This window comes from Acinetobacter sp. V116_7, assembly GCF_056735735.1.
The window spans coordinates 129929-148744 of record NZ_JBWZIF010000011.1 but is presented as its reverse complement, the minus strand read 5'-3'; the positions used below and the strand labels follow the sequence as shown (position 1 = coordinate 148744).

The window sequence follows — 18816 nt, the reverse complement described above, 5'->3', positions numbered from 1 at the left end:
TTGTAAATTTTGCGATGATTTAGCAATGTTAAAAAATGACAAAATTTCAAGTAATTTAATGAAGCTCATTTTAAACTGAATTGACAAAAACAGTTCATGTATTTTGTGTAACGGCTGTAGAATTCTCTCCAATTACAAGTAGCTCATTCCATCGAGTTAGATAGTTTTTTGAACGGTGACATTGTTTCATATGCCAAGATTGGCTACGGGAATGATAACCGACTTGTAGATAGTGACTGCCGAATCGATTACGAACTGTACTTAGTGTTTTCATGAGTTGTTGTCTTTGCTGAATTAACTCAAGAGGTTGCCATAAGTCATCAATGTGATGTTGACGGGCATGCAAACCACAAAATAAGACTCCAATCTTAATATATTTTTTATTTTCTTTATATAAAACATCAATTTGTTGCATTGCTGCTTTAGTTAATATGCATAGGTCATCTGTTGCATACGTTAAACCTATCGCTTGAGATGATGCTTTTTTATAAGGTGGTTTATCTGTTTTTTCATAAAGCATGACTTGAATACAGGCACACAGCTGTTCTTGTTTCATTAAACGCCGGTGAGCACGATTGAGATGAAAGATAAGCGCTTGTTTAATAATCTCAATGCTGGATAAAGCTTGAGCGAAACTTCGTGATGCTAAAATTCGTTTTGTTAAGATGGCAGGATCATCAAGTTGGATACAAGATTGGCCTTTTAGCTCACGAATAGTACGTGCCATAACCACAGAGAAAGCTTTTGCGAGATGGTGTTCATTGGCAAAAGTTAAGTCTAGGCATGAATAAATTTCATAGCTTCGTAATTGTTTGACCAATTGATAGCCAATTCCCCACACTTCTTTGACAGAAGTTTGTTGCATGAGGTCTTCAAGCAGTAGGGGATCTAAAGTAGTGAAATTACAAATTCTATTAAAGCTTTTAATTTTTTTAGCGTAGTGATTGGCTAACTTGGCCTGAGTTTTTGAATATCCGATGCCAATACAGCAAGGTAAGCTTAACCATTTTTCTAGGGTTTCTACTGCTTTGGCACAATGAGAATGAATATCTAGAGATTGAAGATAAGGGGTTAAACGGATAAAGCATTCATCAATAGAATAAGCTTCTAAATCATCGGGTGAGAAGAATTCACCTAAAATCGAAAAAAAGCGACGAGACATCTCAGCATATAAAGTGTAGTTACTTGAATAGACGTGTACGCCTGCTTGGAGAGCTTCTTCTTCAATTTGGTACCATGGGATTGCCATCTTTATACCCATGTTTTTTGCTTCTTCACTGCGTGATACAACACATCCATCATTATTAGAAAGCACGACAACGGGCACGCCAATAAGTTTGGGGGCAAATAGTCGCTCACAACTGACATAACAGTTATTAATGTCTACAAGCGCGTAAATTTCGCGGTGTGAGATGTCCATTCTGACTTGCCCCATTAAAAATGTTCGTAAAACTACATAATTTTGAATATGTAACAAAATCAAGTTAACAAAATTTCTAGTGGAAAGCTAGGGGAGTTCCGACAGTCGGCATTTAGCTAATAAAGGAAAGAAAATAAAACTTTATTTTTTTAGTAAAAAAAGGAGATCGCGCTGATCTCCTTTTTTTGTGAATCATTCTATGTCAGTTTTGATTACCACTTGTGACTATAAGTCACTTTAAGCGTTGCACCATTTGCAACTAAATGGCTGGTGTTATTGCCAGATCTTAATAATTGACTATAGAGAGGATAATACTTGCGGTTAAACATGTTCTCTAAACCAATTGTCACAGTGTCTTTTTTGTTAAGCGCAAAACTACTGATTAAATCTGCTGTTGTATACGTTTTTACATCATAACGGCCAAAACTATTCACACCATTTAAACGGTAATCTTCTGAACCGAAGTAAGTTGCTTGTAGGCGGTTCGTCCAAGTTTCAGTTGGGCTATAAGAAACGTAAGCTGTGAGTTTTAATGGTGGAATACGGAAACCTGTCATGTCCTGTTCTGCACCGTTTTGAGGTTTTTCACGGCCTTTCATCCAAGTAACGCTACCACCAGTTCCCCAAACATTTGCATCATCAAGATAATCAAGTGTTGCCTCAACACCAGTGATTTTCTCTTTAGTTCTAAGCATAACCAAACTATTACTCACTGGCTGCACAGCACCAAGATCAGAAGTAGAGTGGAATACAGCTAAGCTTGGTGAAAAGTTATTGAAGTTTCCTTTCCAGCCAAGTTCGTAGTTATCAACTTTTACAGGCTCTAAGAATGATGACCCAAGGTTAAATCCTGTGTCGGCATTTCGGATGATCACACCGACATCAGGTAACTGAAAGCCTTGATTAAACGATGCATAAATAGAGTTTTGGTCATTTGGAGAGAAGGTCACATTAGCATTGTATAACCATGCATCAGCTTTCACTTTTCCGCCTGGAACAGTGTAAGGGTTAGTCTTGCCTAATTGTGATAATGGAACAAAACTATCAATTTGCGCATAGCTATCTTCATAGCGTGTACCAGCTTCTGCTGACCATTGGTCATTAAAGCGATGTTTTAACTGTACAAAACCACCAACACTTTGCGTGGTGAGTTCAGGTAAATAAATGAGCTTGCCAGTTTTTACAAATTCTAGACCACCAGATTGATCATAAATTTTTTGGTCGAAAATATCTAAAGGCATTTCGCTTTTTTCACGGCTGAAGTCACCACCCCAAACCAATGAGGTGTCACCTAGAAACTCAAGTGGTGTGGTCACAGTTAAGCGGCTACCGAGTACGTTATTTTCTTGATAGACCTGATCTACTTGTCCACCGCGTGGACTGACTTTATCTGGGGCAACACGTGCATCAAATGGTGAAAAACGAGTAAAGAAGTCGCGATAATAAATTTGAGCATCAATCTTATTACCAAAAAGGTCTTTATGGTTATAAGTTAAATTGTATATCTGGTTTTCGTTTTTAGTCTGGTCTTTGAGCTTTAAGCCTTTAATTGCTTTTGCCGGTACAGTTCCAGCAGGAGTATTCTTAACGCTTGTGTCAGATGCATAATCTGAGTCTTGCTCGGCATTATAGTAGTTTGCAGCAAATTGTAGATATTGATTGTCATCAATATGGTAACCCAGCTTACCGCCTATGCTATAGCCATCGGAATCATAAAGGTCGCCCTGACTTGGTTCAGGTGCAACACGGTCACCACTTGCATCGTATGGGCTACCAATACGTTGATAACCAAAATCAAATGCATAATCAAAGGCATTAAAGCTGCCTGTGAAATATTGGTGAATATCTCCACCTAAAGCATCAGAGCGGAAATTCGTTAAAGGCGTTTGTAGTCCAATAACGGTTTTTGCTGTAGGTTCACCACCCGCAGCTTTTGTGGTAATTGAAATAATTCCACCCGCAGCACCACCGCCATAAATTGCGTTACTGCCGCGAATCACTTCAATGTTCGCAATACTTTCAGGGTCAATGGCTGAAAGTCCACGTGATGTATCGCGCGTCAGATTCATCGGCACGCCATCGACTAAGATGAGGGCATTACGGCCACGTAAGGTTTGACCATAATCGGTAATAGTTCGGCTTGAGTCCGATAGGCCCGGTACGGCTTTCGCTAAAACAGTCGCAATACTTCCAGATGAACCATTTCTTAAAAGTTCAATTTGTTTTTCATCTAACTTGGTGACTTGTTTGGCAGAGGTAGAGAGTTCATCTGCACGTGAAGCAGTGATTGTAATTGTAGGAAGTGCTTCAGGTTTCTTTTCTGTTTCTGTGGTTTCAGCAGGTGAAGCTGCAAATGCTGAGTTTGAAAGGAAAATGGCTCCACCAAGTGAAAGAAGTGGAATGATATTTTTAACTTCAGACTTTCTTGTAAAAAGTTTATTACTTTTTATCTTATTTCCCATTATCTCGCCCTGAGAGTGATTTTAAATTGAGCGAATTATAAATGAGAATCATTGTAATTAACAATATTATTAATTGCTTAAAAATAATATATTTGAAATTTATTCAATGAATTAGGGGAGTAGGAGTCTATTCCCCCAAAAAGTTGAATAGTGATTAGATTTCTTTAAAAGTATTTAGGTGATTTTGATGGGCACGGCGAATAATGCTTCGGTCATCACCGAGCACAAAAAGCTGAACAGCTTGCTGTTTCCACGCCGCGATATCTTCAGGTTGTCGGGGAATAGCACAGAAATGCTTTTGACTATTTTTAGTCTTTAAATACATCTCTTGAACTTTTTCTTTGACCAGCGGATGGCTGGTTTGCCACGGCATTCCCATCGATTGAGAAAGATCGGCAGCACCTTCAAGAATAATATCGATACCTTCGACTTTTAATATTTCATCTAGCTGCTCTAGTCCTTCTAAGCTTTCAATCATAGCAATGACAACAGTCTCGTTTGCAGCCTGTTGAACAAAACTCGCTAAATCGTCCATACCATATCGATTTAACCTTGTTGAATTCAGTCCTCTTTGTCCAAGCGGCATATAGTGACAATAGTTCACGGCTTCTTGTGCTTGCCGAGCATTTTCAATACGTGGAAACACAATGCCCGTTACACCTGCATCGAGCAGAGGTAAAACTAGGTGGTTAGCGTTTAAAGGTACTCTTACAAACACATCGAGGCTCATGGTTCTAGCGGCTAAAATCATGGTCTCGACTTGAGACGTACTAAATAAAGTATGTTCCAAGTCGATAATAATAAAGTCATAGCCCGCGAGTGCCATTTGCTCGACATTAATCGGAGAAGCTACGGAACAAAATATTCCGTAGAGCGTCTCGCCATTTGCTATTCGTTTCTTAAAAGAAATCGAATGCTTATTCATATTCAATTTCCTTAATAAGGCTGAGCGGGTTGGGTGTGGTTTGTACTCTTAAGCGAATTTCCGGAAGGAAACGGCGGCTTGCGAGCTGTTCAATATCGATAGTGTCATCTGTAAAGTTAAACAGTTCATATCGCTCGGCAAACTCTGGGTGAGCTTCTTTATGCTGATTAATGATGGTTCTTAACATGGTCCAGAATTTGATTTCATCGAAGTCATAATGTTCATTTAAGAAAATTGCTAACTCGGCCAAATTTACAAACCAAAGTGCATCTTGAGTAAAGTCTCTTAGCTCATTTGGAGAGTGGGTTTCCAAGAACGAGTTCGGGTTAATTTTAGCGTGTTCCTTTGGTGCATCTTGTAGGTTAGGTAAAAGCTCTGGCTCACGTAAAAGATGACGACTAAAACGGATTCCATCGTGGAAATCTTTCAAGGCAGCTTTAACAGGTAAGCCATTTTTATGAATCAGTACCATGTTTTGCGCATGTGACTCTAAAGCGAGGCCGTGGCACCATAAAATATGCATGATTGGTAAATAAGCATTGCTGAGTAATTTTTCTAACCAGAACTCGATACCGTACTCTTGAATCCACTCATCGATTAGCGGTTTTTGATCCGTATCAACTTGCATTAGGCCTGTTACAGGCGTTGCTGATTCACCATCTTTTAAGTAGCTGTAAATACTTTCGCGCCAAATGCAGGCGAGTGCGCCGTATTGAACAGGTAGCGCAATCTGCTGGTTAACCGAAAGACCGCCAATCTCTCTTAAAATAACAGGCTTGCGCTGTTTTTCTAAAATATGATCTTGTTCAACAATGTTATACAGCCAGTCACTCATTCTTGCCGCATTTTGAACGGTATGCGGTGCCAATACGCGAGAGGTCGAAGTATTGACCAAGTTCATTGCCAGCTTGAGAGAAAGTGCCGAAATATCACTAATATTCGACAAGGTCCTAATCGACTGCTGTGGTAAATAAGTTGGACCTTCAATATCTAACGGAATGATCAGTTGGTTACTAATCGCATCTTGATAATATAATTCAATAATTTTATCCCACTGCCATGGGTGAATTGGGGTAAGGGTATAATCTTTAAAATCTACATTTTGCTCTTTCAATTGATCATTAATAGTTTGTAGATCTTTCTCTGAAAAATGCTGTTTATAGAGCTGCTCTAAGTTAATGGTTTCACTTAAAACTAGTTTGCATAAACTGTTATGAGTTGCCACCCATTTAACCGTAAAACCTTCAGAAAGCTCAGGTGCATATTTTTGATTTTCTTTTAAATCGAAGCCGATACGAGACTTAAAACTCGGGTGATATAAATGCGCGTTGGTAATTCGCGCTTCTTGTTCTAGGTAAGGCAAGGTTCTTAAAGGTTGGGCAGGAACTTGGCTCAAAGTCTGCGCATGTTTAACATAAGTTAAATTGAGTTCATCATTAAAGTTTTGCCATTTAACAGGGTCTGCTTCAATAATATTTTTTAGGTCAGCAAGTAGCGTTTTTAAGTTAGGGCGAGTTTCAGCGTCTAAGGTAATATCAAAACGAATTAAGCTTGAAGGATCTAACTTAATTCGTTTAAAACTAAAGTGTCGTTTAGCCGCACAGGTATAAAAGACGGTATCGGAAATATAGAACTTGATTTGACCTTTAGAAAATTCGTATTTAAAAGTATTTTCAAAAATGAGTGCTTCTAGTAATTGGCCCATCACGCGGTTTTCCGCGATGGTTTTATAATTAATTTGTTGTGTTGGTTGAAGAGGGCAAAGTGCTTCTGCGCCGCGATATTTATAAATAGGGTTTTCAACTTCAATCCAGATTGGATTGCCACCACTGTAGTAGAGCGTATTTAACATATTTGCCTTGATTGGTAATGTGAGTGAATGAATTAATAAATCGCGGTATTGCTGACCTTTGGCGCTAAAGTTTTCTTGTGTGAGCGTAAGGCGGGTGGCTTGCCAAAGTTCAGATTCTTCAATGGCCGTAACGCGTGCAATTGCACTGATGAGATGAGCAATGTGATTGATCACGAGGTAATATTTTAAAAAGGTCCATGCATCTTTTTGAGAGAACCAAACAGTACTATCTTCAGAAATAGATGAGTCATCTGCTATCATTTCTGGAACAATACTAATGCCTTCCATGTCTCGAAGAATAAGACGATGTGGATAGCCGTTTTTAAATTCCATTAAGCTGTTTTGCATATGCGCTTCTACGCTAATGCCTTTGTTTGCAAACAACTCAACTAATGGAATAAGCGAAACTTTAACGTACTGTTTCCACCAAAAAGTGATGAAGTCTTTAGCATCGTTGGATTGTAGATTTTGATTCGGTGCCGCTTGCTGAATAAAGCTTAGAAGTGGGATTTCATAGTTTTCGTTTTCTTCGACCAAACCACCCAGCATTCGGGTATTTTCTAATACATCTGGTGTGAGTCCCGCTCTATAAATAATACCAAATGAACTTTCAAGCTCTGGAATTTTGACTGTTTTTGCCTCTAACTCTGGCAGAATCACAAGGTCAGGATATTGCTCATTAATCTTGTGATTAATAATAATTTTGCTCGCATCAATCGCGCGTTCCATTTCATCCATTGGGTTATTACGAATGAAACTGGTAATTCGCACATCAATGGAAAGCTTTAAGAATAGATTCGATTGAGGTAACCACACTGTACGAACGGATGAAGTTGGCCATACAGTTTGACCTAAAGCTCCCAAATAGATCACGTCTTGGTTATCTAAATGTTTCTTTAAAGATGGATGTTGAAGTAAGAAATTGGCTTGCCACGGATGGGTTGGCATGAGCTCATAGTTTGCAAAGTTTTCTTGCAAACGCTCTTTTACAGTTTCTAAAACTTCATTTTCAATACGGTGAGAAGGTTCGGTCTCACTTACAAGATTTTGGATTAAAGACGAATGAACCACGAAGTAGTGGAGTTGAAAACTTGCACCTAACTCGGGGCTATACTTTTTCATGTCCTCTTTAGAAAAACCTAGATTGGCTTTAGAGGTCACATGAAAAGGGTGCCCATATAACATGCCTTGTTCAGTAGCTTGAAAGCCACTCAATGCTTTAGTTGCTGTTTGAGATGGCTTATTTTCTAAAAAGAATTTTGTGTTCTCGATACTATTGGCAATATCGGAGTACAGATTTTTATTTTGGTTTTTATCTTTAAATAAGCTATTCAGTTCATCTGTAATCAGCTTCACTAAGTATTTAGGGTCGGTGAGCGAGTCAAACGTATTATCGTTCAAATTTTGCAGAACAAAACCACGTTGATATCTGTGATAACCCGTAGTTGATAAGTGCTGAGCTGCACCATAAACAACCGTATTAGATGCATGAAATGTATAAGCAAAACATAGGGTGTCTGGTTGCTCTGCATATAGGGTGAATAAAGGAGAATCTTGAGAGGGAATAATGCATTCTTCAAGATCTACTTTAAGTTCACGAAAGAAAGTATTCAGGTACTGTTCGAAAAGTTTATAAGACCATGCATCTGTTGTAGTAATTGAGTTCATTCTTGTGCCTCTTTTAAAATTGTATCCATTAAGAATCTATTCAAAATCACCACTAATCCCGCACCCATAAAAAATAGTGAGGTGCAGATTAATGCCGCGGTAATATTGAAAAATGAGTAGGTGAGCGTGATGGTGATTGGGCCAATAAGCTGTCCTAAGACAAAGGCACTGTTAGAAATGCCAATCACTTTTCCTTGGCTTTGAGCGCCAGCTTTTAGAGAAATGGTGTGTAAGATCGAAGGAATCAGGGCGGCAAAGCAAAAGCCTTGTATGAGTCGTAATACAAGAACTAGCCAAATATTCGAAACCCAGATCAAGGCAAAAATCGTGGTGCCGCAAATTAAAGATGCGTAAACGAAGTTATTAAAAGAGTCTCCTTTATTATCATTTCTTTTTCCCCAATAGGTTGCAGCAATAAAAGCTGCTCCCCATGAAAGTGCATGAATAGTTCCGGTTAAACTTGCAGCAGATAACGAAGAGTGAGTGCTTTGGCTTATTTCACTAATGTATAAAACAAAGCAAGACACTAAACCAAAGCCGCCCGCTTGAACTAAAATGCCAGCGCTTAACCATGAAAAAATCGTTCTATCAAAGAAAGCGGGAAGCTTAGATTTCTCTTTGGTTTTTGTGGTTTCAGTTTTAACGGGATTAGTTAATACAAATGACGCAATTACAATAAGTGTCATCACAACAAATGCTGTTGCGTTGAGTAATACTTCAACCCGCCATTGATCCATAAATATCCCGCCGAGCAAGGGGCCACATAGGCAAGCGAGCGCGACACTACTTTGTAGTTGCCCAAAAGCGGCACCTCGTTGTTGTTCATTGGAAAGATATGAAACATAAGCATTTAAAATGACTGAGAGACCGCAAAAACCGAGTAAAATTCGCGCAAGAATAAACAGGTATAAATGCTGGGCGCTCGCCATGAGCAGTATTGAAATACAAAAACCAGCCAGAGAAAGTAGCAAGGCTTTTTTATGGCCGAATGTGTCAGATAAATGACCCACAATCGGTGCTGTAAATAAACTGCCAATAGCTGGAGCTGCAAGTGCCAAACCTGCCCAGATAGTGGGAGCACTCATATGCGCCGTCAGTTTTTCCATATAAAGCGGCATGATCGGAATAAGCACCATGAGCCCGAAAGTGGAAAAAAACTGACAGAGCAAAATAATGAAATGATCTAGGCGAGATGAGCGCATGATTTAGATATCCATGGTCTCATAGCTAGAAACAGATAAGCTGTGATAAGGGTTTGGCGTAGTTCCGATTTTACTTGGCATGCCTGTAGAGTCGCTTTCTTGCGCAAGTAAAGGCGTAAGTAGCTGTTTGAATGGCCAAGTCTTATTGTCAAAAAGATAGGTTTGAATTTGTGATTTTGTTTGTTCTGAAATGGGTTGGGTTTCTACAAAATCTTGAATAATGTCTTGAACCATTTCCCAAAAATCGCTTTCTGTACGATCCGTATATTTCAAAGTAGCTAAAGCAATTGGGTAGAGGTTAATTTGAATCCCTAAGGTGATGAAGTAATTAAATAAGTCTTCATTTTTAGTAAAGATAAGATTGTTCGGTGTACTGGTATCAATGGTATAAATCGGAGGTGTAAAACCATTTTCTTCAATGGCTGTCGTACATATTCTTAAGGTATCGTGGTCACGTAAAACAAAGCATTTCAACTTATTATTTTCATAACACACCATGGTGTTTTGCCCGTGGCATTCAGGCATGATTCCTTTTGCCCAAAGTGTTAAGAATGTTTGAATAAAATGAACACTTAAGTCTTTTAGTAATGACCATTTGTCACCTTCAACGCCTAAAGTTTCCCAAGGGTCGACATAGGTACAGCTTAAAGCTGACATGGTGATTGGTGGAACGTTTTTATCTTGGCAAAAGTCGGGTAAATGTCGGACTTGGCAACCAATCACCCCTAAATTTTTTACAATCGGCTCTTGTTTACCCAGCACCCACCAGTGGGTTTCATTGCTCAAAAAAAGACGATTTTTTAATAAAGAAGTTTCATTAATAACGTCATTTAAAAAATCATAAGCCGTATGTCCATTCATTAAATAACGGCCTGGCATAGAGCGGATTGCACCTAATGTTTTGGCATTGGTCGAGAGTTTTAAATGCAGAGTAGGGTTTGTGTTGTGAATAAGCGTTCTTAAAGAAGAAGTCGGTAAACCAATTGTGGTGACATGATTTAGGTCAATACCTTTATACTTATTTTCATCAAGCTTTAAATAGCGATGTTGAGTCTCTAACAAAGGCAGGGCTAAGTAATCATCTGAAAGCTCAGCTATTTTGTCAGCAATAAGACTTTCCTCAGCTTCTGATAACAAAATCTCTTTGTGAGGAGTCGATTCCATATTGTTGATCACGTCATCTTTCTTAAATGCCCACCAATACACCTCAATTTCTTTTTGAGTTGTGAGTGGTGCAAGTTCACCTTTTGAGTGAGCGAACGGATGAAATGGACGATCAGCTACCAGCGATAGCAATTCACTCGTAATCAAAGGCGAAGAAAATGAAAGGGCTGACTGTAAAATTTGAGGAATTTTTTCAGCCGTTACTAAGTTATCGAGCCAGTAATTAATCGCTTTTTGATGGTGTGGTGAAGGCCACCAAGTTGCTTGGGTTAAATAGTTAAAAACTTCAGAAATCGAAATTTTAGTTGTCGTATTGTTTAAGAGGTTATGAAGCAAAACTTCGGGTTGGGTAACATAGAAAGGATTTACACCATCTACTTTTAAACAGTTGAAATAGAGCTCCAACTCATCATTGAGAGTAATTGCCAGATAAGGCTTTTTATAGGAAATATAATCTTTAAAATCTCCATAATTCTCCATGTAGAGTGCATCTATCGTTTTTTGTAGTTGTGCTGTGTAAATCCGATCTAACATTTTAGTTATTCCTATTCTTATAAAAGCGGTAGAACTGTGCCAACGTTTTGTTCTTGTGCGGCATTGAAGAACCACTTAGCGCAGACAATGTCATCAATCGCCATGCCCATTGGGTTGAGCAAAATGATTTCATCTTCGTGTTCACGGCCGTTTTTATGACCAATAATTATGTCCCCAAGTTCAGCATGCAGTTTTTCACGACTGAATAAGCCGTCTTCAACCAGTACGTTGATGACTTTCTTTTCTCGATTTGATTGGTCCCAGTCGTCCACAATAACTTTGTCCACTTTTAAGAAGACTTCAGGCTCAATATCCATAATTGAAATATTTGAAACAAAGCAGCCTTTTTTAAGCCATTCAAATGGGATGTAAGGCTTATCTGAAACTGTGCAGGTAATAAGTACATCTGCTTGTTGAATCGCAGATTTGGCACTGTCATGAATTTCAATTTCTAGATGTGGATATTCTGAAAGGAACAATGCTTTGAGTTTTTCAGCGGCTTCAGGGTTCACATCAAATAAATGGATTTTTTTCACTTGAGCGTATTGTTCAAGCACAGTCTTAATCTGCATTTGAGCAATTGGTCCGCAGCCAATCACGGTAATGTCTGAAAAGTCTTTTTTTGCTAGATATTTAATTGAAACACCAGTAATTGCCGCAGTTCGCATTGCACTGATGAGGCTGCCTTCCATTACTGCAACTGGATAGTTTGTTTCTGAGTCATTTAAAACAATCAGCGCGCTAGCACGTGGAATATTGAATTTTTTAGGGTTATGTTGTCTTGAACCAATCCATTTAATTCCGGCAATCGGGTCGTTGCCACCTAAATAACAAGGCATAGCGATAATACGGTCAGCAATATGGTCTGCACCTTGCCAGCGAAGATAAGGTTTTAAAGGTTGTACAAACTGTTTATTTGCATGCAGGGTTAAACCTTCAGTAATCGCTTCAATAAATGAATTACTATGATTTGCGCCAAGATTTAATAAATCTGATTGACTTAAATAGCGAAGGGTAGCCAAATTGCTCATGAATATTTCCTAAGGAGAAAGTTAAACAACATTTTGTAAAGTAAGGTTTTCTTGGCGTCGTACATTTCGATTGAAGTGACGCTTTTTGATCATTTCGAACCATTCATCTTCATAAACCAGATCGAGATAACGGTCGCCGCGATCGGGCAGCAACGTTAAGACGCACGATCCATCAGGAATGGTTGGAATCAGTTTTTTGATGGCTGAAATAGATGAGCCGCTTGAACCGCCTGCAAAGATGCCTTCATGTTCAAGAAGTTCTCGGCAACCGAGTGCCGATTCATAGTCATCTACATAAATGACATCATCAATTTCATCGGGGGAGAGTAGAGCTGGAACGGTACTTGCCCCAATGCCGGGAATTTCGCGTGGACCAGATGTTCCACCGAACAGCACAGAGCCGACAATATCGACAGCGATGACTTTTAATTCTGGGAACTTTTCTCTAAGGCGACGAGACACGCCCATAATCGTGCCGGAGGTACTTGCTCCAATCACGAGGTAATCAATCTTGCGATCAATTTGACTTAAGATTTCTTCTGCTTCACCAAAATAGTGGCTTTTCCAGTTGTTTGGATTTGCATACTGGTTAATCCAGACTGCATTGGGAAGTTGTTGGCAGAGACGTTTTACGGTGTCAATTCGGGTTTTTAAATAACCACCGTTTTGGTCTTTTTCAGAGACCATTTCGATGTTGGCTTTGTAAAGCTTCAGCATTTGTAGGTTTGCTGAGGCAATTTTCGGGTCAATAACGGCAGTAAATTTTAATCCATATATTTTGCATGCCATTGCAAGCGCAATCGCTAAGTTTCCTGAAGAACTTTCAACAATATGACTATCTTTATTAATCACTCCCGATTTCAGGCCTTCCTGTAGCATGAATAATGCTGGACGGTCTTTAATGCTTCCTCCTGGGTTTAACAATTCCATTTTCGCAATCACTGAGATCGATTGATGCGTGAATAGCCTTGATAGTTGTAATAGTGGCGTTTTACCTATGCAGTCGAGAATATTTTCATGGATCATGGTAGATCTTCTCAGGTTTTTATGTGATCTGAATGATAATGATTATTAATTTAATTATTATTACCATTTGTGCCATGATTGTTGCGGTTTGTAACGCAAAATAGGGGGGACTTATAGGATTTTTCACTAATTTTTTTTGTGTAATTATTTGAATCGTAATATTTATATTTAATAAAGATAAAAATTAATAAATGTTTTAAATATAAGTAGATAGGCAATAAATTACTTTTTAACTAAAAAAATTAATCTAATTAAGACGGATGTTTGAAATTACTTTGAAGCAATAAAATTTATGATCTGACCCACATAATTTGTGTATGGCTATTTTGTAGAGATCATAGAGAGGTTTAATGCATAAAAAGAGAGGACTATTTGAGTACTTTCTTAACAGGCTGAGAATGATTAACGAAATTGATGATGTGGCAGTTATTGATATGAAAATGTCTGAAAATGATATGTTTAGATAGATATGATCATTTCCATAAGCGCTATATTTTCAATGGATCAGTTGAGCCTAGAAAATATAGTAATGCGTGTTTCGCATTTTGTCTTATGGGTCTTTCAAGCTGTCTTTTTTTTATAAAAGACAGCTTTTTTTATGCTGATTTGACTCTTAGATAGCTTATGAAGAATATCGCTGTTTGGCTTGTTCATAAGCCTCAAGATTAATACATTGAGCACCCAAGCTTGTGATTTGTGCTTGGTCAATTTGAAGTTCATCCGACTTTTGCATTTGCTCAAACAGCCAATAAAAGTCTTCTACTTTTGGAAGCGCACTTTCTTTTACTAGATGTCGAACAATTTCCTGAATCTTAAAATATTTATCGACATGCACTTCTTCTGAGCAATGAAAACGAACAATTTCAAACTCAACCAATAACTTTAAAATTGGAGCAAAGTCTTGGAACTCACTCAATTCTTGTTGGGCTTTCATAATTGCTGCGGTGAGCGCGACTAGTGTTTGTGGGTGCTGATTTGCCCATTCCTGTGTTACGGCTAAAACCTTGTCAGCCACTGGAGGAATAATGTTTTGGCTTGAGGATATTATTTTACTTAAACCAAGAAGCTCACCTTGGGTATTCCAAGGTTCACCCACACAAAAACCATCAATCACATGTTTATCGAGTGCTTCGACCATATAAGGTGGCGGTAATGTTTTGAGCTGAATAGACTGTGCGATTTTTGGATTTGCTAAAGCCAACCATTCTCTTAAACAATAATGATGAATGGAATGCTTAAACACATGCGCTAACGAAATGGAGTGACCTTGTTCAAGATGGCTCACCACTTTCTGCGCCGTTATTTGAGCCGTATCATTTTCTTTAATTGCAAGTTGATGAGTAAGTTTTTGACTTAAGCTAATGAAAGCACGGTTTTCACTTAAAACCAGTGATGTTTGTAATGGCGTGCCAATTTGATCTGTGCCTACAGCCGCCGCAGGTAACATTGCAGATAAGCAGTGCGCTGCATCTAATAATCCAAAAGCCAAACGGTCTCGAAGACTTGCCCATGATGCTTCCTTAACTAAAGTGACGTCTAAACCAACTTCTTCAAAGAAACCTCTTTGTTTTGCCCAAAGTAATGCAAGACAATCAAGCAAAGGAATATAGCCGAGTTGTAATTGAGTCTTTTCTAATGTGCTCATTTATTCATCCTTTAGTTGGTTGCCAAGTAATTTTTGAGCGTCAAGTAAACGCCGTGCCATTTCTCCAATCGTAATCCGGTGACTCATCGCATTTTTTCTAAGAAGCTGAAATGCAGTTTCTTCAGGTAGTCCATGCAATTGCATGAGTAGAACTTTAGCTTTTTCAACATCCTTACGGTCAGCAAGTTTGGTTTGAGCTTCTTTTAAATCACCTTCGAGTTTTTTGTGCTTTTTATATTGCTCGATTGAGATTTCTAAAATGGTATGTAAGCGTGCAGGGTCTATGCCATCGACGATATAAGCAGTTACTCCTGCATCGATAGCTTGTTTGATGGTGTCTTTATCTGAATTTTTAGTGAACAGGACAGTAGGTAGATCATAGCTACTGACACAGCTTTCAATAATGTCGCGATGAGGATGATCCATATCGAGCAAGATTACATCGGCTTGTAAATCTTCAAGACGAAAGATATTCAAGTGATCCAAAGTAAGGCAAGCGACCACTTCAAAGTCATTTTCAAGCAGACTGTTTTTTATATAGTCCGCTCGCGCATGATCATCATCAATAAGGGCTATTTTGAGTTTTGGCATAAGTTCAGAAAATCAGGCTAAGAAAATGCGCCAATTCGACGCGTTTTTTGTTATTGGGTTTTAAGCAAGATTAGTGCCATCCAAAACTACTCAAAAATCGAAATTTAGTGGCAATTTTGGATGCTAAAGAATTGATGTGTTCGATCTTGGTGCAAAAATACGGTTCATTTTGTGGCAAAGCTTATTTTTGTTTAAACCATATGAGTGTGCAGTGATAGAGCAAGCAAAATAAAGTTTGATTCTTTATTTACTTATTAAAAACTTATATCTATATGAAATTAAATATGAAAATATTGTTTGTTTAAGTTTTTTTAAATATTGGCATGTAAAGTGCTTACTTAATTACAGGTCGAAGACGACCATGAGTTTTAAAGACGGCCAACGATGTCCGTTCTGATCGAGTTTGTGAGTGCAACCGCACATACAAAGAAGTTACGTTCAGTCGGAGTGAAGGTCATGTCTTTATTTTTATTGCATAAAAAAGTTACATCTGAATTATTTAAATTTTCAGTTCCAGCGATGCGAGCCTTCTCTAAGAGGGGGCTCGCTTTTTTTATTTCTTTTTTTGATTTTGCTGTGCATTGGGTGTCATTAACGAGTGAAAAAAATTGGTTTCAAGCAGCTATACGCCTTGTGGGCTTGATTCATTTCTCGATAGAGCACAAAGCAAAAGAACAATGTCTATTTGAGAACGGAATAACGCAGCTTAAAAGCAACGTGATTTGAGGAGAAACACTATGAAATTGGTAATGATTGGTCATGGTATGGTGGGCCACAAATTCATCGAAGCCATTTTAGAAAAAGCAGATGATGAACTAGAAATCACGATTCTCGCGGAAGAACCTCGTATCGCCTATGACCGCGTGCATTTGACAGAATATTTCTCTGGGAAATCGGCAAAAGATTTATCTTTAGCACGTTTTGACTTTGCCGATGCTCATGGTATTGACTTACGTCTTAATACAAAAGCAACTGCAATTGATACAGCTGAGCAAACAGTCACAACCAACCATGGTGATGTGATTAGCTATGACAAATTAGTGTTGGCAACAGGTTCTTATGCCTTTGTTCCACCAATTCCGGGTAATGACCGTGAAAACTGTTTTGTTTACCGTACGATTGAAGACTTAGACGCGATTCGTGCTGCGAGTCTTAATGCAAAAACAGGCGTAGTGATTGGTGGTGGTTTACTTGGACTTGAAGCTGCAAAAGCCTTACGTGATTTAGATTTAGAAACACATGTTGTTGAGTTTGCACCACGTTTAATGGCAGTTCAAATTGATGATTTAGGTGGTAAAGTTTTACGCCGTAAAATTGAAGATCTTGGTGTAAAAGTTCATATACAAAAAGCGACGCAATCTATTGAATGCGGTGACAGCACAACTCATGTAATGAAATTTGCAGATGGTAGCGAGCTTGAAGCAGATGTGATTTTATTCTCTGCGGGAATTCGTCCACGTGATGAGCTTGCACGTAATAGTGGACTCGCGATTGGTGAGCGTGGTGGTATTGTGATTAATGATTACTGCCAAACTTCAGATCAAAACATTTATGCCATTGGTGAATGTGCGCTTTGGCAAAATAAAATTTATGGCTTGGTTGCACCGGGCTATGACATGGCACGTATTGCAGCAAAACATATTTCCGATGAGGAATGTAACTGCTTTGCTGGCGCAGACATGAGCACCAAGTTGAAACTCATGGGTGTGGATGTAGCCTCTGTTGGTGATGCACATGCCATGACTCCGGGTGCATTAAGCTATTTCTATGCAGATGAGCATGCGCTGGTTTATAAAAAGATTGTTGTAAATGCGGATAAAACCAAATTGCTGGGCGCAGTTTTGGTGGGCGATGCAAAAGAGTACAACGACCTTTTACAAATGATGTTAAATGGTCTGGCTTTGCCTGAAGTGCCTGAAAGTTTAATCATGCCAGGCTTTGAGCAGTCGGCAGGAAAATCTGGTGGTAGCGGAGTCGATTTACTACCTGACAGTGCAACAATCTGTTCGTGTAATAACGTATCAAAAGCGGACATCTGCCAAGCGATTAGTGATGGTTCGACCTCTTTAGGTGCATTAAAGAAATGCACCAAAGCAGCAACTGCATGCGGTGGTTGTGCACCATTAGTGACTCAAGTTTTAAAGTCAGAGTTACAACGTCAAGGTGTGACTGTAAATAACCATATCTGTGAACACTTCCCGTACTCGCGTCAAGAGTTACATCACTTGGTTCGTGTCAATGAAATCAAAACTTTTGATGATTTAATTTACCAACACGGCCATGGTTTGGGTTGTGACATCTGTAAACCGACTGCTGCAAATATCTTAGCTTCTTGTTGGAACGATTTCGTACTTGAGCCAAGTCATGCAGGTCTACAAGATAGTAATGACTACTACTTGGGTAACATTCAAAAAGATGGCTCTTACTCAGTTGTACCACGTATGGCTGGTGGTGAAGTGACTCCAGATGGTTTGATTGCCATTGGTCAAATTGCGAAGAAATATAACCTGTACACCAAAATTACTGGCGGTCAACGCGTTGACATGTTCGGTGCGCAGGTTCACGAGCTTCCATTCATTTGGGAAGAGTTAAATGCTGCTGGTTTCGAGTCTGGTCATGCCTATGGTAAGTCGTTACGTACAGTGAAATCTTGTGTGGGTAGCACATGGTGCCGTTACGGTGTAGACAATTCGGTTGGTTTGGCGATCGAGCTTGAAAACCGCTACAAAGGTTTGCGTTCACCACATAAATTAAAAATGGCTGTGTCTGGTTGTACACGTGAGTGTGCGGAAGCGCAAGGTAAAGATGTAGGCGTGATTGCCACTGAAAAGGGTTGGAACCTTTATGTATGTGGTAACGGTGGTATGAAACCGCGTCATGCCGAGTTACTTGCATCTGACCTTGATAAAGCAACGCTCATCCGTTACATCGACCGTTTCTATATGTTCTACATCCAAACAGCAGACCGTTTACAACGTACCAGTGTATGGCGTGACAACATGGAAGGCGGTCTAGACTACCTTAAATCTGTGATCGTTGAGGACTCTCTTGGTTTGGCTGCCGAGCTTGAGCGCCGTATGGAACATATTATTGGCACATATCAAGACGAATGGCGTACTGCGGTAGAAAATCCTGAAGTTCGTAAACGCTTCCAAACGTATATCAACGCAGGTGCAAATGAGCAGGCTGATCCGCACATTCAATTTACAACTGAACGTGGTCAAATCCGTCCATTAACCGAAGCTGAACGTTCAGAAGACCGTATTCCAATGGTTGAAGCATAAAGGAGAACTTAT

At 39.1% G+C, this 18816-nt stretch carries 12 protein-coding genes and 1 pseudogene; 3 read left to right on the top strand and 10 right to left on the bottom strand.

Annotation, left to right across the window (positions count from 1 at the left end):
• Nucleotides 1-94: 94 nt before the first annotated feature.
• The 8 genes from AC1PJP_RS01400 to sbnA all read right to left on the bottom strand — a co-directional run bounded on the left by AC1PJP_RS01400 (nucleotide 95) and on the right by sbnA (nucleotide 13284).
• Complete coding sequence (locus AC1PJP_RS01400; protein ID WP_479766396.1) at nucleotides 95-1420, bottom strand: Y-family DNA polymerase; 1326 nt, start codon at nucleotides 1418-1420, stop codon at nucleotides 95-97.
• A 212-nt stretch (nucleotides 1421-1632) separates the two neighbouring features.
• Complete coding sequence (locus AC1PJP_RS01395; protein ID WP_479766395.1) at nucleotides 1633-3882, bottom strand: TonB-dependent receptor; 2250 nt, start codon at nucleotides 3880-3882, stop codon at nucleotides 1633-1635.
• Between the two features lie 154 nt (nucleotides 3883-4036).
• Nucleotides 4037-4807, bottom strand: coding sequence for an HpcH/HpaI aldolase family protein (locus tag AC1PJP_RS01390; protein ID WP_416663280.1), 771 nt, complete (start codon nucleotides 4805-4807; stop codon nucleotides 4037-4039).
• On the bottom strand, nucleotides 4800-8327 hold the full coding sequence (locus AC1PJP_RS01385; protein ID WP_479766394.1) for an IucA/IucC family protein: 3528 nt from the start codon (nucleotides 8325-8327) through the stop codon (nucleotides 4800-4802). The genes AC1PJP_RS01390 and AC1PJP_RS01385 overlap by 8 nt, the downstream gene beginning before the upstream one ends.
• On the bottom strand, nucleotides 8324-9529 hold the full coding sequence (locus AC1PJP_RS01380; RefSeq protein WP_440206103.1) for an MFS transporter: 1206 nt from the start codon (nucleotides 9527-9529) through the stop codon (nucleotides 8324-8326). The genes AC1PJP_RS01385 and AC1PJP_RS01380 overlap by 4 nt, the downstream gene beginning before the upstream one ends.
• Nucleotides 9530-9532: 3 nt before the next feature.
• Nucleotides 9533-11173 (bottom strand): IucA/IucC family protein, encoded by a 1641-nt coding sequence (locus AC1PJP_RS01375; protein ID WP_348888142.1) that lies wholly within the window; start codon nucleotides 11171-11173, stop codon nucleotides 9533-9535.
• Nucleotides 11174-11244: 71 nt separating this feature from the next.
• Nucleotides 11245-12258, bottom strand: coding sequence for a 2,3-diaminopropionate biosynthesis protein SbnB (gene sbnB, locus AC1PJP_RS01370; protein WP_003652251.1), 1014 nt, complete (start codon nucleotides 12256-12258; stop codon nucleotides 11245-11247).
• Nucleotides 12259-12279: 21 nt separating this feature from the next.
• On the bottom strand, nucleotides 12280-13284 hold the full coding sequence (gene sbnA, locus AC1PJP_RS01365) for a 2,3-diaminopropionate biosynthesis protein SbnA (RefSeq protein WP_348888082.1): 1005 nt from the start codon (nucleotides 13282-13284) through the stop codon (nucleotides 12280-12282).
• A 499-nt stretch (nucleotides 13285-13783) separates the two neighbouring features.
• Here sbnA and AC1PJP_RS01360 point away from each other — a divergent pair.
• A pseudogene (locus AC1PJP_RS01360) lies at nucleotides 13784-13905 on the top strand (hypothetical protein).
• Nucleotide 13906: 1 nt separating this feature from the next.
• Here AC1PJP_RS01360 and AC1PJP_RS01355 read toward each other — a convergent pair.
• Nucleotides 13907-14929 carry an ABC transporter substrate-binding protein gene (locus AC1PJP_RS01355; RefSeq protein WP_479766393.1) on the bottom strand — a complete coding sequence of 341 codons (1023 nt, stop codon included), beginning with the start codon at nucleotides 14927-14929 and terminating at the stop codon, nucleotides 13907-13909.
• A complete protein-coding gene (locus AC1PJP_RS01350; RefSeq protein WP_005306352.1) occupies nucleotides 14930-15520 on the bottom strand; it encodes an ANTAR domain-containing response regulator in 591 nt (196 codons plus the stop codon).
• A 456-nt stretch (nucleotides 15521-15976) separates the two neighbouring features.
• Between AC1PJP_RS01350 and AC1PJP_RS01345 the strand changes: the two genes are divergently transcribed.
• Complete coding sequence (locus tag AC1PJP_RS01345) at nucleotides 15977-16246, top strand: hypothetical protein (protein ID WP_479766392.1); 270 nt, start codon at nucleotides 15977-15979, stop codon at nucleotides 16244-16246.
• 11 nt (nucleotides 16247-16257) lie between these two features.
• Entirely contained in the window at nucleotides 16258-18804 is a 2547-nt protein-coding gene (nirB, locus tag AC1PJP_RS01340; protein WP_005306346.1) for a nitrite reductase large subunit NirB, read from the top strand.
• Nucleotides 18805-18816 lie beyond the last annotated feature (12 nt).

Excerpts from the sequence above, each read along its gene's own strand:
- AC1PJP_RS01385 (WP_479766394.1), bottom strand. The coding sequence starts at position 8,327 with ATGAACTCAATTACTACAACAGATGCATGGTCTTATAAACTTTTCGAA.
- nirB (WP_005306346.1), top strand. The coding sequence starts at position 16,258 with ATGAAATTGGTAATGATTGGTCATGGTATGGTGGGCCACAAATTCATC.
- sbnA (WP_348888082.1), bottom strand. The coding sequence starts at position 13,284 with ATGATCCATGAAAATATTCTCGACTGCATAGGTAAAACGCCACTATTA.
- AC1PJP_RS01355 (WP_479766393.1), bottom strand. The coding sequence starts at position 14,929 with ATGAGCACATTAGAAAAGACTCAATTACAACTCGGCTATATTCCTTTG.
- AC1PJP_RS01380 (WP_440206103.1), bottom strand. The coding sequence starts at position 9,529 with ATGCGCTCATCTCGCCTAGATCATTTCATTATTTTGCTCTGTCAGTTT.
- AC1PJP_RS01395 (WP_479766395.1), bottom strand. The coding sequence starts at position 3,882 with ATGGGAAATAAGATAAAAAGTAATAAACTTTTTACAAGAAAGTCTGAA.
- AC1PJP_RS01350 (WP_005306352.1), bottom strand. The coding sequence starts at position 15,520 with ATGCCAAAACTCAAAATAGCCCTTATTGATGATGATCATGCGCGAGCG.
- AC1PJP_RS01345 (WP_479766392.1), top strand. The coding sequence starts at position 15,977 with ATGTCTTTATTTTTATTGCATAAAAAAGTTACATCTGAATTATTTAAA.
- AC1PJP_RS01390 (WP_416663280.1), bottom strand. The coding sequence starts at position 4,807 with ATGAATAAGCATTCGATTTCTTTTAAGAAACGAATAGCAAATGGCGAG.
- AC1PJP_RS01400 (WP_479766396.1), bottom strand. The coding sequence starts at position 1,420 with ATGGACATCTCACACCGCGAAATTTACGCGCTTGTAGACATTAATAAC.
- sbnB (WP_003652251.1), bottom strand. The coding sequence starts at position 12,258 with ATGAGCAATTTGGCTACCCTTCGCTATTTAAGTCAATCAGATTTATTA.
- AC1PJP_RS01375 (WP_348888142.1), bottom strand. The coding sequence starts at position 11,173 with ATGGAGAATTATGGAGATTTTAAAGATTATATTTCCTATAAAAAGCCT.